The organism is Sulfitobacter sp. W027 (assembly GCF_025143985.1).
Taxonomy (GTDB): domain Bacteria; phylum Pseudomonadota; class Alphaproteobacteria; order Rhodobacterales; family Rhodobacteraceae; genus Sulfitobacter.
The window spans coordinates 93,733-107,988 of record NZ_CP083564.1 but is presented as its reverse complement, the minus strand read 5'-3'; the positions used below and the strand labels follow the sequence as shown (position 1 = coordinate 107,988).

General features: G+C 58.5%; 17 protein-coding genes. 9 read left to right on the top strand and 8 right to left on the bottom strand.

The window, feature by feature from the left end:
* Positions 1-35: 35 nt before the first annotated feature.
* Positions 36-356: a thioredoxin gene (trxA, locus tag K3759_RS00505; protein ID WP_259983597.1), complete on the top strand. Its 321-nt coding sequence runs from the start codon at positions 36-38 to the stop codon at positions 354-356.
* Positions 357-421: 65 nt separating this feature from the next.
* On the opposite strand, the gene K3759_RS00500 is transcribed toward trxA, so the two are convergent.
* The gene (locus K3759_RS00500; protein ID WP_259983596.1) at positions 422-1,324 is read right to left on the bottom strand and encodes a hypothetical protein; all 903 of its coding nucleotides are present in this window, start codon (positions 1,322-1,324) and stop codon (positions 422-424) included.
* Positions 1,325-1,424: 100 nt separating this feature from the next.
* On the opposite strand from K3759_RS00500, the gene hslV reads away from it, so the two are divergent.
* Genes hslV through K3759_RS00485 form a run of 3 tightly spaced genes read left to right on the top strand, consistent with a single transcriptional unit; the run spans position 1,425 to position 4,545 of the window.
* Positions 1,425-1,985 (top strand): ATP-dependent protease subunit HslV, encoded by a 561-nt coding sequence (hslV, locus tag K3759_RS00495; RefSeq protein WP_259983594.1) that lies wholly within the window; start codon positions 1,425-1,427, stop codon positions 1,983-1,985.
* Positions 1,982-3,289 carry an ATP-dependent protease ATPase subunit HslU gene (gene hslU, locus K3759_RS00490; RefSeq protein ID WP_259983592.1) on the top strand — a complete coding sequence of 436 codons (1,308 nt, stop codon included), beginning with the start codon at positions 1,982-1,984 and terminating at the stop codon, positions 3,287-3,289. Before hslV ends, hslU begins: the two co-directional genes overlap by 4 nt.
* 38 nt (positions 3,290-3,327) lie before the next feature.
* A complete protein-coding gene (locus tag K3759_RS00485; protein ID WP_259983591.1) occupies positions 3,328-4,545 on the top strand; it encodes a nitrate/nitrite transporter in 1,218 nt (405 codons plus the stop codon).
* Here the strand turns inward: K3759_RS00485 and K3759_RS00480 are convergent.
* From K3759_RS00480 to K3759_RS00470, 3 genes are all read right to left on the bottom strand, one after another.
* A complete protein-coding gene (locus K3759_RS00480; RefSeq protein ID WP_259983589.1) occupies positions 4,542-5,126 on the bottom strand; it encodes a Smr/MutS family protein in 585 nt (194 codons plus the stop codon). The two genes, K3759_RS00485 and K3759_RS00480, sit on opposite strands and share 4 nt — an antisense overlap.
* The gene (locus K3759_RS00475) at positions 5,123-6,076 is read right to left on the bottom strand and encodes a murein transglycosylase A (RefSeq protein WP_259985682.1); all 954 of its coding nucleotides are present in this window, start codon (positions 6,074-6,076) and stop codon (positions 5,123-5,125) included. Before K3759_RS00475 ends, K3759_RS00480 begins: the two co-directional genes overlap by 4 nt.
* An 80-nt stretch (positions 6,077-6,156) precedes the next feature.
* On the bottom strand, positions 6,157-6,816 hold the full coding sequence (locus tag K3759_RS00470; RefSeq protein ID WP_259983588.1) for a Tim44/TimA family putative adaptor protein: 660 nt from the start codon (positions 6,814-6,816) through the stop codon (positions 6,157-6,159).
* A gap of 104 nt (positions 6,817-6,920) precedes the next feature.
* Between K3759_RS00470 and K3759_RS00465 the strand changes: the two genes are divergently transcribed.
* Entirely contained in the window at positions 6,921-7,421 is a 501-nt protein-coding gene (locus tag K3759_RS00465; protein WP_259983586.1) for an FxsA family protein, read from the top strand.
* A 65-nt stretch (positions 7,422-7,486) separates the two neighbouring features.
* Positions 7,487-7,969, top strand: coding sequence for a protein-export chaperone SecB (gene secB / locus K3759_RS00460; protein ID WP_259983584.1), 483 nt, complete (start codon positions 7,487-7,489; stop codon positions 7,967-7,969).
* 3 nt (positions 7,970-7,972) lie between these two features.
* Here the strand turns inward: secB and dnaQ are convergent, their stop codons facing one another.
* The 4 genes from dnaQ to K3759_RS00440 are packed head-to-tail and all read right to left on the bottom strand — an operon-like array spanning position 7,973 to position 10,674.
* A complete protein-coding gene (gene dnaQ, locus K3759_RS00455; protein ID WP_259983583.1) occupies positions 7,973-8,662 on the bottom strand; it encodes a DNA polymerase III subunit epsilon in 690 nt (229 codons plus the stop codon).
* Entirely contained in the window at positions 8,655-9,248 is a 594-nt protein-coding gene (gene coaE / locus K3759_RS00450; protein ID WP_259985681.1) for a dephospho-CoA kinase, read from the bottom strand. The genes dnaQ and coaE overlap by 8 nt, the downstream gene beginning before the upstream one ends.
* A complete protein-coding gene (locus K3759_RS00445) occupies positions 9,245-10,078 on the bottom strand; it encodes a shikimate dehydrogenase (protein ID WP_259983582.1) in 834 nt (277 codons plus the stop codon). Before K3759_RS00445 ends, coaE begins: the two co-directional genes overlap by 4 nt.
* On the bottom strand, positions 10,075-10,674 hold the full coding sequence (locus tag K3759_RS00440) for a nucleoside triphosphate pyrophosphatase (protein ID WP_259983580.1): 600 nt from the start codon (positions 10,672-10,674) through the stop codon (positions 10,075-10,077). Before K3759_RS00440 ends, K3759_RS00445 begins: the two co-directional genes overlap by 4 nt.
* A gap of 406 nt (positions 10,675-11,080) precedes the next feature.
* On the opposite strand from K3759_RS00440, the gene K3759_RS00435 reads away from it, so the two are divergent.
* The 3 genes from K3759_RS00435 to mnmE all read left to right on the top strand — a co-directional run bounded on the left by K3759_RS00435 (position 11,081) and on the right by mnmE (position 14,245).
* Positions 11,081-11,530, top strand: a complete 450-nt coding sequence (locus K3759_RS00435; RefSeq protein ID WP_259983578.1) for a CopD family protein — start codon at positions 11,081-11,083, stop codon at positions 11,528-11,530.
* 124 nt (positions 11,531-11,654) lie between these two features.
* Positions 11,655-12,926 (top strand): transcription termination factor Rho, encoded by a 1,272-nt coding sequence (rho, locus tag K3759_RS00430; RefSeq protein WP_093927598.1) that lies wholly within the window; start codon positions 11,655-11,657, stop codon positions 12,924-12,926.
* A gap of 32 nt (positions 12,927-12,958) precedes the next feature.
* Positions 12,959-14,245 (top strand): tRNA uridine-5-carboxymethylaminomethyl(34) synthesis GTPase MnmE, encoded by a 1,287-nt coding sequence (gene mnmE / locus K3759_RS00425; protein WP_259983576.1) that lies wholly within the window; start codon positions 12,959-12,961, stop codon positions 14,243-14,245.
* Positions 14,246-14,256: the final 11 nt, after the last annotated feature.

The window sequence follows — 14,256 nt, the reverse complement described above, 5'->3', positions numbered from 1 at the left end:
TTCAGGCCTTAACCCATTCCTGTCAGGAGAGCATCATGGCAACCGTCGCAGTCACCGACGACACTTTCGACGCCGAAGTCAAAAATTCGGACATTCCGGTTCTGGTCGATTTCTGGGCCGAATGGTGCGGCCCGTGCAAACAGATTGGCCCTTCGCTCGAAGAGCTGTCGGATGAATTGAACGGTCGCGTGAAGATCGTCAAAGTCAACGTCGACGAAAACCCGAACTCGCCCGCTCAGGTCGGCGTGCGTGGTATTCCGGCGCTGTTCATCTTTAAAGACGGGCAGGTCGTATCGAACCTTGCTGGCGCGCGCCCAAAGGCCGCTCTGCAAAGCTGGATCGAAGAATCGATCTAATTTCAGTATTTTGCTGAATTACAGTTACGAAAACGGGCGCCTTTCGGGGCGCCCTTTTCATTGGGTCAGACCGGCCATCCGAAGCGTCGGAACCGGGCGGCGATTTTCCCATTGGCCTCTGAGCGGCCCGCGTTGATGCAGTTCTCTTGCCAAAACCACCATAGATAGGCCGCGAAATCCGGCGTAGCCTCTTGAGCAGCGGCAAAGCTGTAGCTGAGATCTGCCAGATCTGCCCTGACACCAATATGATGGAAGTCGATTTTTCCAAAGAACAGGGCCGGTTTACCAAAGAAATACCCTGAAAATGCGGCGGCTGAATTCTGGGTCACGACAAATGCGCACCCCCGCAAATGCCGCTCCATATTACCCAATGTAAGGGTTAAACGCGGGTGCCGCGCTGCAAGGTTTTCCAGCGCCGATAACTCCTTTGAACTATAGGCCTCTTTTGGGTGCAAGGCCGCCACAACAGCGCCCGGGCAGTGCACTAGCGTATGCTCTAACATCGCTAAGGGGCTGCACGATTGGAACGACCGCCGCTGTAACAGGCGGCCCTGTAGCGGCACATAGATCGGTCCATCCCGGCGAGCTTGTTGTGGAGCTTCGCCAAACAGGCGGTTTTGCCAGAATTTGTAAAACCGACTTGCTGCCTCGGGGTCAATATTCGCCGGATCAAACTTGGATTGAGCCACATCGTAAAGCCAACGCTCTTGTCGCGCTTCAATCTGCCAGAACGGGTAGTAATAGCAGCGGCGAAACACCAAACCGTGCGCGGTTGGGGCAGGGGCCATATGGGTCAGTGATAGGCCATTTGGGTCACCTAAAGGGTCGTCAATATTGCGGTATGTGACCCTAAGTTGGGCATTCTCCAGTACATGCGCCACTTTACCAATGAAGTTATGTGCACCAGCTTCTGCGCTCTCCCGCAGTGGGGGTTCCAGATAGATGTCAACGTGGGCGCGATCCTGCATAGCGCAGAGGTTAGCCCGCAGCCCATCCGCTCACAAGCGGCGCTGCCCTTGTCCTGCCTTGCCACGGGGGCCATATAGACGCCAAGCGACAGGAGGCCCCATGGCACAGAAAGACGATTTTCCCGGATGGCACGGGACCACGATCATTGGCGTCAAAAAAGGCGGCGAAGTGGTGATTGCCGGTGACGGACAGGTCAGCCTTGGCCAGACCGTGATCAAAGGCACCGCGCGCAAAGTGCGCAGGCTCAGCCCCGGCGGCTATGACGTAGTGGCGGGGTTTGCGGGCTCTACTGCTGATGCGTTTACACTGCTGGAGCGGCTGGAGGCCAAGCTGGAAGCGACACCGGGTCAACTGGCCCGTGCGAGCGTCGAGCTGGCCAAGGATTGGCGCACCGACAAATACCTGCAAAAGCTTGAAGCGATGTTGATTGTGACCGATGGCAAAGATCTGCTGGTCATCACCGGTGCGGGCGATGTGCTGGAGCCGGAGCACGAAGTCGCCGCGATTGGGTCGGGCGGGAACTACGCCCTCGCTGCGGCCCGTGGCATGATGGAAAGCGACCGCGACGCCGAAACCATCGCCCGTGATGCCATGGCGATTGCCGCCGACATCTGCGTCTATACCAACGGCAACCTGACCGTGGAGAAAATCACCGCATGACTGACCTGACCCCCCGCGAGATCGTATCCGAACTGGACCGCTACATCATCGGCCAGAACGACGCCAAACGCGCCGTGGCCGTGGCCCTGCGCAACCGTTGGCGGCGCAAGCAACTTGCCGATGATCTGCGTGACGAAGTCTACCCCAAAAACATCCTGATGATCGGCCCCACGGGTGTCGGTAAAACCGAGATCAGCCGCCGCTTGGCGAAACTCGCCCGCGCGCCCTTTATCAAGATAGAAGCGACAAAGTTCACCGAAGTCGGCTATGTCGGGCGGGATGTTGAGCAAATCATCCGCGATCTGCTGGATAGCTCTATTGCCATGACCCGCGATTTCATGCGCGAAGATGTGAAAACCAAGGCCGAAAAAGCCGCCGAAGAGCGTGTGATCGACGCCATTGCCGGCACCGACGCACGTGACGGTACGCGTGAGATGTTTCGCAAGAAACTGCGCAGCGGTGAGCTTGACGACACAATGATTGAGCTTGAGGTCGCTGACACCTCCAGCCCCTTCCCGATGATGGACATTCCCGGCCAGCCGGGCGGTGGCGCGGGGATGATGAATCTCGGTGATCTTTTTGGCAAAGCCATGGGCGGACGTACCACAAAGAAACGTTTGGCCGTTGCCGACAGCTATGAGGTGCTGGTGGGCGAAGAGGCCGACAAACTCCTCGACGATGAGGCTGTAAACCGCGCCGCGATTGAAGCGGTGGAACAGAACGGCATCGTTTTCCTTGATGAGATCGACAAGGTCTGCGCCCGATCGGATGCGCGGGGCGGAGATGTTTCACGTGAAGGTGTGCAACGTGACCTGCTTCCGTTGATCGAAGGAACCATCGTTTCCACGAAATATGGCCCGGTGAAAACCGACCATATCCTCTTTATTGCCTCCGGCGCCTTCCACATTGCCAAACCGTCGGATCTGCTGCCCGAACTTCAGGGTCGTCTGCCGATCCGCGTGGAACTGCGGGCGCTGACGGAAGAGGATTTCGTCCGCATCCTGACCGAAACCGACAATGCGCTGACCCGTCAGTATACTGCGCTGATGGGGACAGAAGACCTGACCGTGTCCTTTACCGAAGAAGGCATCGCGGCGCTGGCCAAGATCGCGGCGGATGTGAACACTTCGGTCGAGAATATCGGCGCGCGGCGGCTCTATACCGTGATGGAGCGGGTGTTCGAGGAGGTCTCTTTCGACGCGCCCGATTGGTCGGGCCGAGAGATCACCGTCGATGCTGACTTTGTCGAGAAGAACTTGGGCGAATTGACCCGTTCGACCGATCTAAGCCGCTACGTTCTTTAGGGCTTTTCTTTCCTCCATGCCCCGGCGATGAAAGGGGCATGGAGTATCTTCGCTTTTTGCAGCGCAATTGGTTGTTTCTGCTGGCCGGTTTCCTGCTGACCTTCACCTCGTCCTATGGGCAAACCTACTTTATCTCGCTCTTCGCTGGGGCGATAAAAGGCGACTTTGGCCTGAGCGATGGGCAATGGGGCGGCATCTATACCGTCGGCACGGCGCTCTCGGCGATCACCATGGTCTGGGCCGGGGTGCTGACGGATCGCTTTCGTGTGCGTGTGCTGGCTTTTGGCGTGATGGTGGCGCTCGCCGGAGCCTGCCTGGCGATGGCCGCGGTGCCGAATTGGATCGCGCTAATCTTTGTTATCTACGCATTGCGGCTAACCGGGCAGGGCATGATGTCTCAGCTTGGTCAGGTCGCCATGGTCCGCTGGTTTGAAGCATCGCGCGGCAAGGCGCTCTCGCTGTCGTCGATGGGGTTCGCCGCTGGTCAGGCGTTCTTGCCGGTGATGTTCGTGGCCCTGTTCGCCAGCTTTCATTGGCGCAGCCTTTGGGTGCTGGCCGCTGTGCTGGTGCTGCTGACGATCCCGGTGATCCTGATGCTGCTGCGGCAAGAGCGCACCCCGCAAAGCATGGCGGATCAGGCGCAACGTGCGGGCATGAAAGGACGGCATTGGACGCGAGCAGAGATGTTCCGCTCGGGCTTGTTCTGGATGATCATCCCGCTGGCTATCGGCCCCGCTGCATGGGGCACCGCGCTGTTTTTCCAGCAGGTGCATCTGACCCAAGTGAAGGGCTGGGCCTTGGTCGAATTCGTGGCCTTGATGCCGGTCTACACCCTCTCGGCGGTGGCCTCGACCTTCCTGTCGGGCTGGGCGATTGACCGCTTCGGCGTCAGCCGCGTGGTGCCTGTGATGATGCTGCCCTTTGCCCTGTCATTCGTGGTGCTGGCCTATGCCGATACGCTGTGGATGGCGGGGATCGGTTTGGTGATTTTCGGCATGGGGCAGGGCATGCAATCCACCGCCCCGGCGGCCTTTTGGGCCGAGTATTTCGGCACCCGCCATGTGGGGTCGATTAAAGCAGTCGCCGCGGCGCTGATGGTCTTTGGCTCGGCCATCGGGCCGGGGGTGACGGGTCTGTTCATCGACTTGGGCGTCGATTTCCCGGAGCAGATGTTGCCGATCGCAGTTTACTATCTGGTGGCGGCTGGTTTGGCCGCATGGGCGATCAGACGCTACAAACCCCTGCTGCGCGCCTAACGGTTGCGCCGGAGATAGACGTAATAGGCACCGCCGCCGCCGTGGCTGACATGAGCTTGCGCAATCTGAAGCACAAGGCTGCTGAGCGGTGGCATCGACAGCCATTGCGGCACCTGATGGCGCAGCACGCCGTCGCGCACCGGGATCGGCCCGCCTTCGTCACGGCGCTTGCCCTTGCCGGTGATGACCAGGACCAGCCGCTTACCCCGCGCATGGGCGTCCATGATGAAGCCATTCAGCGCCGGATGCGCGCGGTCGAGCGTCATGCCGTGAAGATCAATCCGGCCTTCGGGGCGCAGCTTGCCCCGTTTAAGCTTGCCAAATGCCTTGTGATCCATCTGTACCGGAGCGGTCTTCATCTGCTCTGACAATGTCGGGCGCAGATCATTGCTGCGCTTCTTCATATTCGGGTGGGGCTTGTTGTCTTGCAGCGCGATCTTCGCCCGTCTGATCTGGGGTGGGGCAGGGGCAGGCGCGTCGATCTCGGGCGTAAAAAGCTTGCTCGGCTCAAGCTTATCGGTCCGTTCCGTCACCCGTCGCCAAAGCGCGAGGTCGTCTTCGTTTAAGCGCCGACGTTTCATATCGCGCTCTCCGGTAGAAAAGCATAGGCGCGCTGGATCGGCATCAGAACCATCATCCGCCCCGGATCTCGCAGGCGGCCCGCTGCACGGCCTGCCTTGTCTCCGGTGCCAAAGAAAACATCAGCCCGCTGCGCCCCCTTGATGGCCGAGCCGGTATCCTGAGCCACCATCAAGCGCCGCATGGGTTTCTTGCCGTCTTTCTCGATCCAAACTGGCGCACCGAGCGGCACATGGGACGGGTCCACCGCAATGCTGCGCAGTGTGGTGATAGAACGGTTCATCGCCCCGAGCGGCCCTTTGTCGGCAGGCACGCGACTGACTTCCCGGAAAAAGACGTAAGAGGGATTGTGGTAAAGCAGTTCGCGGCCATCTTCAGGGTTTTGACGCACCCAATTCTTGATGACATCGGCGCTCACTTGATGCGCCTCGTACACTCCGCGCCGCACCAATTCGACCCCGATAGAGCGGTAATCATGGCCATTGGCCCCACGGTAACCCACGCGCAGGTAGCTGCCATCGGGAAGGCGAATGCGGCCAGAGCCTTGAATTTGCAGGAAGAACAGTTCGACCGGATCATCGACCCAAGCAATCTCAAGCCCCCGGTCGCGCATCACGTCGCCGTCCAAAATCTCGCGCCGCGTGAGCCAGGGCCGGATCTCCTCCGCCTCAGGGGGCATGGCATAGATCGGGTATTGGAACCTGGCCGAGGGGTAGAGGTCACCGTCCAACTCAGGCTCGAAATATCCGGTGAACAGCCCGTCTTGGCCGTCTTCCATCAGCACCGGGCGAAAGAACAGCTCGAAAAACTGGCGCGGGTCGGGGCCGTCTTTGGCTAGTTTGCACAGGGCGCGCCAGTCGATGTCTTTCATGTCGCCGCAGGTGCTGGTGAAAACCTCAAAAGCGGCGGCGTGGTCATCTTCGGCCCAGCCGTCAAGCTGGTCGAAATCCATCACCGTATAATGCACTTCTGCTAAGGCCGGCGTGTTCACCGACACACCGCCCAACAGCGCAAGTGCGCCGAGGGCACGCGCTACCCGTCTGTAGAAACCAGCAGCCAATTCGGATCATCCGAGCCCATGACACGGGCGAAGACCCATGTATCTTTTTGGCGTTTGATTTCATTGAGGCTGCCTTCGACGATCTCCCCTTCACGGTTGCGCACCGCCGAGGTCAATTCGCCTACAAAGCGGATGGTAAGTTCCGCCTCTCTCGTGGCTTCGTCCATCTTGGCATCGATCAGTTCCAGTTCACGCACACCAATGAAATTGGCCTCAATCGTCAGGCCTTGATCTTCGCGGGCGGCGACACCGTCAACAAAGCTTTCATAGACATCATCGGCCAAGAAAGGCTGAATTTCCGCAAGATCGCCACGCTCATAGCCCATGACGATCATCTCATAGGCGCCACGCGCCCCTTGCAAGAAATCGCTGACGCCAAAAGAAGGCTCAACACGTTTCATTTCGGCAAGCGCTTTGCCGGAGGGGCTGTCTTCGGGGACATGGTCGGTAATATCGAGATCCGGTCCACCTTCGATCACCTCAAACGCGGGGCCACTGCGGGCGCTTGGCGTTTGATCGCTTACGGGGGGCTTCTCAAAACCTTCGCGCGTGCCGAGCACGTTTTTCAGGCGCAGGATCAGGAATACGGCGATACCGGCAAGCACCAGAAGCTGTATCAGGGGAGAATTCATCGAAACCTCATTCAGGGGTGGCATGGAAACATGCGAGTTAAGCTCTTATGTAGGTGTTCGACCGGGGCAAGTCCACTCTGCCCCCAGCGAAAGGACCCCGCCACATGTGGCTATTGATCGCATTTATCGCCGTGCCTCTGATAGAGATCACGCTTTTCATCCAAGTCGGTGGCGCTATCGGCCTTGGCTGGACACTGGCCGTAGTGGTGTTCACTGCGATTTTGGGCACATGGCTGGTGCGCTCTCAAGGGGCGCTGGCGCTTGGCCAATTGCGCAGTTCCTTCAATGACCTGCGCGACCCGACGGAACCTTTGGTGCATGGCGCGATGATCCTATTTTCCGGCGCGCTGCTGCTGACACCAGGGTTTTTCACCGACGCGGTTGGCTTTGCTTTCCTGATCCCGCGCTTTCGGCAGGCGGCCTATCGCGCAATACGGGACCGTGTGAACGTTCAAAGTTTTGGCACGCCCGGCGGCGGCATGGGTCCGGGCCCCGGCCCACAGGGCAGGCGTAACCCGAGTGGCGACGTGATTGATGGCGATTTTCATGAGATCCCCGAACAGCCGCGTCAGACCAAGGGCCCCTCAGGCTGGACTAAGGATTGAGCGGCCCTTGCCGACCTGCTAAGTCCGGATGGATTTAGAAAATTAACTACAACAGGACACAGAAAATGGCAGAAAACGAGACAGCGCAACCGAAACAGCCGCAGATGCGCGTGCTGGGCCAGTTTATCCGCGACATGTCGTTTGAGAACATCATGGCGCAAAAGGGTGCACCGGCGGATGTGCAGCCCGATGTGCAGGTTCAGGTTAATCTCGACGCAAAGAAACGCGCGGGAGACAGCCAGTATGAGACCGCGATTAAGCTGAACATCACTTCCAAGGCGAAAGACGGCGACGCGACGCTTTTCGTGCTGGAGATCGACTATGTCGGCATCTTCCAAGTCGAAAACGTGCCGGAAGAACAGATGCACCCTTATCTGCTGATCGAATGCCCGCGCATGATCTTCCCGTTCCTGCGCCGCATCGTCAGCGACGTGACCCGCGACGGTGGCTTCCCGCCGTTGAACCTCGAAAACATCGACTTCCTGTCTCTGTACCGCAACGAAGTTGCCCGTCGTCAGGCCGAAAACCCGCCGAAAGCCGACGCCTAAGCGTCAGCCAAGCTGTTTCCACAGCGCGTCGTCGCCCAGCTTGCCGATAAATTCGGCATGGGCGGCGGCTTCGGCCTCTGTCAGACGCGAGGGCAGGGGATTGGGCCGCGGTTTCGGGGTCCAGCGCGTGTCAGGCTCACCGGATTTCCGTTCGGGCGCCGATGACAGCGCAAAGTCGGGCTGCCGCCCCCCGATCAATTCGAGATAGACTTCGGCCAGAATCTCACTGTCGAGCAACGCGCCGTGCAGTGTCCGCGAGGTATTGTCGATCCCAAAGCGACGGCAGAGCGCGTCGAGCGAGGCAGGCGATCCGGGGAAGCGTTTGCGCGCGATTTCGAGCGTATCAAGTGCTTGCTCCCATGGAATCTGCGGCAAGCCCATCCAGCGAAGCTCAGCATTCAGGAATTTTATGTCGAAGGCGGCGTTGTGGATAATCAGCTTGGACGTGCCGATAAAGTCGAGAAACTGCCGCCCAATCTGTGCGAACTTGGGCTTATCGCGCAGAAAATCGTCCCCCAACCCGTGCACCTGAAAGGCCTCCTCGGGCATGGAGCGTTCGGGGTTGATATATTGATGATAGGTCTCGCCCGTGGCCATATGGTTCATCAGCTCGACCGCCCCGATCTCAACGATACGGTCGCCGCTTTCGGGGTCAAAGCCGGTGGTTTCGGTATCGAGCACGATTTCACGCATGGCGCAGCTTTTCCCTAATGTCTTGGACTACATCCCGCACCTGCGCGCGGGCATGGTCAGGCGTGTCGGTCACTATCACATAGTCGGACCGGGCGCACTTCTCTTTGGCGGGCATCTGCTTGGCGCGGATGGCGTCGAATTGCGCTTCGGTCATGGTGCCACGGGCGAGCACGCGGTCGCGTTGGACGGCGTCGGGGATCGCTACGCAGACCACCGCGTCCATCGCGCCGTCGTCGCCAGTCTCAAACAGCAGCGGAATGTCGAGCACGGCGATGTCATTGGTTGCACTGGCAAGGAACGCGGCGCGATCTTGCGCGACAAGCGGATGGACGATGGCCTCAATCCGGGGCAGGGCGGTGGGATCGGCGGCGATGATCTCTTTTAGCGCAGCGCGAGAGACCGCGCCATCTTCCATCGCCGTCGGAAACGCCGCCTGCATCGGCGCGACCGCCGCGCCATCGGCGGCATAGAGCCGGTGTACCGCTGCATCGGCATCCCAGACGGCGCAGCCCTCTTCAGCAAACATCTTTGCCGTGGTCGACTTTCCCATGCCAATCGACCCGGTCAGCCCGAGCAGAAACATCAGCGCAGCACCGCCGTCCGCGTGGCGCGGTTGACCTCTGGCCGCTGGCCGAACCAACGCTCAAACGCGGGGACCGCCTGATGCAGCAACATGCCAAGCCCGTCGACCGTGACGCAGCCCATTTCCTTAGCAGTCTCAAGCAGATGCGTGCGCAGCGGCGCATAAACAAGGTCGGTCACAACTGTGCCCGGGCGCAGACCATCCAGCGGTACACGCAAGGCACCCTTGCCGATCATGCCAAGAGATGTGGTGTTCACCACCAAGGCGGCATGGTCAATCATATTGCCCGCCTGCACCCAATCGATGACCTTCACCCTGCTGCCGAAATCGCGCTGCAACTGCTCTGCCCGCACGCGGGTGCGGTTGGACAGGCAGATCTCAGGCACGCCCGCATCCAAAAGGGACGACACCACAGCCCGCGCTGCACCGCCGGCACCCAAGATCGCGGCTGGTCCAGATTTGGGATCCCAATCGGGCGCTCCGGCTTTCAGGTTTTCGATGAACCCGTAACCATCCGTATTGTCGGCGTGGATTTTCCCGTCTGCGCGGAAGATCAATGTATTCGCCGCCCCGATCAATGTGGCGCGGTCGGTTATGAGATCCGCGATCTTCATCACCGCTTCTTTATGGGGGATCGTGAGATTGACCCCCACAAAACCCATCTTGGGCAGCGTTCTGAGCACCTCCGCAAGGTCGCCCGGTGCCACATCGAGCGGGACATAGTGCCCCGCAATGCCGTAGGTCTCTAGCCAATGGCGGTGCAGTTGCGGGGATTTGGAATGCGCGATGGGCGATCCGATCACACCGGCAAGGGGGATTTTGGACAGGCTCATGTCGTGAGGTCTCCGCGCAGCGTCAGGTAATTCAGCAGTTCAAGAAATGGCATACCGAGGACGTGAAAGTAATCCCCCTCGATTTGGCTGAACAGCCGCACGCCTTCTTCTTCCAGCTTATAACAGCCCACGGCGTGGCGGATGCTGTCCCAGTTCCGATCAACGTAATCGGCGATATAGGTGTCGCTCGCCTCGCGCATCCGCAGCCGAACTTGGCCGACATGCCGCCAGAGCGGTTTCGCGTCTTCATAAAGAACGGCAGCAGAGAGCAGCGAATGACGATCCCCGCGCAGCCGCTGCAATTGTGCGATGGCCTCCTCCCGGTTGGCCGGTTTGTGCAACATCTCTCCGCGATGCTCCAAAACCTGATCACATCCCAGAACCAGTGCGCCGGGGTGCTTCTCACTCACCTTTCGCGCCTTCATTTCAGCTAATGTATCGGCAATATCGCGCGGTTTGGCCGCTTCGCCTTTAAGGGCGGCGGTGATCATCTCTTCGTCGATCCGCGCCGGGATCACCTCATGCGGGATCTGCGCCTGTGCCATGAGTTTCGCACGTATCTCCGAGCCGGAGGCGAGGATGAATTTTTGCGGCATGTGGATAACCCTGTGATGATCTGGCGCAAATCTTGAGGATTTGTTCTGCGAGATAAACGTTGACAGCACAAGTCCGCAGATCTCGCCCCGAGTCGTGGTTTTTGTCGCCGATTCCCACCCCGAGGGATAGGGATAAGCCGCTTGTGCGTATAACCACTCCAGTTCACTGGTTATCCCCGGTTCGATACATTTTGTCCCCCGGAAAATACGCTGGCAAGTCATTGATGACTTTCGATTTTCGAGAATCGAAGAGATTTTTTCCACAGGGGTCCGTTACGTTTGTTCACCTGTTGATAAGCGGCGGTATAAATCATTAATCCACAGGAATCCGTTTCCCTACAATCAACTACATCTTTTCTCTTTTCTTATTTATTAAGAAAGAAGCACACACACCGGAGCTTTCCCCATGTTTGATTTTCTCAGTCTGGCTTATCCATGGATCAAAGCGCTCCATATCGTGTCCGTCATCAGTTGGATGGCCGCGCTGTTCTATCTGCCCCGCCTCTTTGTGCATCATGTCGAACAGGCGGGCGCGACTGGGCAGATGCATGCGACTTTCTCGATGATGGAGTACAAGCTCGCTCAGTTCATCATGCGGCCCGCGATGATGGCGACCTGGGTCTTCGGTCTCGCCCTCGTTCTAACGCCCGGAATCGTGGACTGGACGATGATCTGGCCTTGGACCAAGGGTGCCAGCGTCATTGCCATGACGGTTTTTCATATTTGGCTAACGAAACAGGTTAGATCCGTCGAAAAGGGGCAGAGCACGGTCACAGGCCGTCAGTTCCGACTTTTGAACGAGGTGCCGACGCTTTTGATGATTGTGATCGTCTTCTCCGTCGTGGTGAAATTCTAGGCCGATTGACTCAAGCGATCCCGTTGCCTATATCTGCGCCACTGTCCCGTCCGGGGCGGTTTCTGCTTGCCACATTCAAATGATCGACCAGCCCGCATTCTGCTGCGGCTGAACAGGATGCCCCATGACAACCGAAACGCTGAACCTCGCTGATCTCAAGGCGCAGACGCCGAAGAACCTGCTCGCCATGGCCGAAGAGCTGGAAATCGAAAATGCCTCGACCATGCGCAAAGGCGAGATGATGTTCCAAATTCTCCGCGAACGCGCGGATGAGGGTTGGGAGATCTCAGGTGACGGGGTGCTGGAGGTCCTGCAAGACGGATTCGGCTTCCTGCGCTCGCCTGAAGCGAACTACCTGCCGGGCCCCGATGACATCTACGTCTCGCCCGACATGATCCGAAAGTGGTCGCTGCGCACCGGGGATACCATCGAAGGGTTGATCAAGGCGCCTGACGATACAGAACGCTATTTCGCGCTGACCGAAGTGACCAAGATCAACTTCGAGGCACCTGAGAAGGCCCGCCATAAGGTTGCTTTTGAAAACCTGACGCCGCTCTACCCTGACGAGCGCCTGACGATGGAGGTCGACGACCCCACGATCAAGGACCGTTCAGCGCGGATCATCGACCTCGTGTCGCCAATCGGTAAGGGTCAACGTTCGCTGATCGTCGCCCCGCCGCGCACCGGTAAAACCGTGCTGCTGCAAAACATCGCCAACAGCATCGAAAAGAACCACCCAGAATGCTATCTCATTGTTCTGCTGATCGATGAACGCCCCGAAGAGGTGACGGACATGCAGCGTTCGGTGAAGGGTGAGGTCGTCTCCTCCACCTTCGACGAGCCGGCGACGCGTCACGTGGCTGTTTCTGAGATGGTGATCGAGAAGGCGAAGCGTCTCGTCGAACACAAGCGCGACGTGGTGATCCTGCTCGATTCGATCACCCGTCTGGGCCGCGCCTTCAACACCGTGGTCCCGTCCTCGGGCAAGGTTTTGACCGGTGGTGTCGACGCCAACGCTCTACAGCGCCCCAAGCGATTCTTCGGTGCGGCGCGGAACATCGAAGAGGGCGGCTCGCTCACCATCATCGCCACCGCGCTGATCGACACCGGCAGCCGTATGGACGAAGTGATTTTCGAAGAGTTTAAAGGCACCGGCAACTCCGAGATCGTGCTGGACCGCAAGATCGCCGACAAGCGCGTCTTCCCGGCGATCGACATCCTCAAATCTGGCACCCGGAAAGAGGACCTGCTGGTCGACAAGGTGGACCTACAGAAAACCTTTGTCCTGCGCCGCATCCTCAATCCGATGGGTACCACCGATGCCATTGAGTTCCTGCTCGGCAAACTCAAGCAAACCAAGTCGAATTCTGACTTCTTCGACTCCATGAACACCTGAGTTATTTATTAATAACAATAGGTTAGTGAATTATGGATACGATATTCGCCCAAGCGTCAGCGCCGGGCCGTGCCGGGGTTGCGGTGATCCGCATCTCCGGGCCACGCGCCTTCGCAATCGCGCAGGAGATCTCTGGTAAACGCCCTGAGGGGCGCGACAGTGTGCTACGTAAGCTGCGGGGCATTGACGGAGAGGTCATAGATCAGGCTCTGGTGTTGAGCTTTCCAGGGCCGAATTCCTTCACCGGCGAAGATGTTATCGAACTTCAATTGCACGGGTCTATCGCCGTCGTCCGCGCGATACTTTCACTGCTTTCGACATTTACAGACACCCGAATGGCCGAAGCCGGGGAATTTACCCGTCGTGCGTTGGAAAACGAAAAGCTCGACCTTGCGCAGGTCGAAGGGCTGGCGGATCTCATTGAGGCGGAAACTGAGGCTCAGCGCAAACAGGCGCTCCGCGTGCTTTCCGGGCACCTCGGTGCCCGCGTGGAAGAGTGGCGTAAAGATCTGATCCGTGCCGCTGCCTTGCTGGAAGCGACCATCGACTTCGCGGACGAAGAGGTTCCGGTTGATGTCACCCCAGAGGTCGACGCGCTTCTTACAAAGGTCAGTGCTGAATTAATGGCAGAGGCCCGCGGCACCCATGTCGCCGAACGCGTGCGATCCGGGTTCGAGGTTGCGATCATTGGTGCGCCAAACGCTGGGAAGTCTACACTGTTAAATGCCTTGGCAGGCAGGGACGCTGCGATCACCTCCGAATTTGCAGGTACGACCCGAGATGTTATTGAAGTAAGGATGGACCTCGGCGGTATTCCCGTCACACTTTTGGACACGGCGGGTCTCAGGGACAGCGGGGACCAGATCGAAACCATCGGTATAGAACGCGCCATTGAACGCGCCAAAGCGGCTGACCTTAGGGTTTTTCTCGCCGCACCGGATGAATTACTGATGCTCACACCGGAGTCGGAGGACATCGTTCTGCTTCCGAAGGCGGATCTCATTTCAGTCACAGAGAATGGGATTTCCGGAAAAACCGGGCAGGGCGTTTCTGAACTCATTGCCCGGATACAGGCAACTCTTTCAGATCGCAGTACAAATATTGGCCTTGCGACCCATGAGCGGCATCGTGTCGCTTTGGAGCAAGCCGTCTCGTGTTTGGCTGAAGTTGATGTTATTCTGAGTCGCGGTCCGGATAGCTACGATCTGGCAGCGGAAGAACTTCGTTTTGCAATTCGGGCGTTGGAATCCCTCGTAGGCCGCATAGATGTTGAAAACCTGCTGGATGAAATCTTCTCCAGCTTTTGCGTTGGTAAATGATGGAGTGTTTC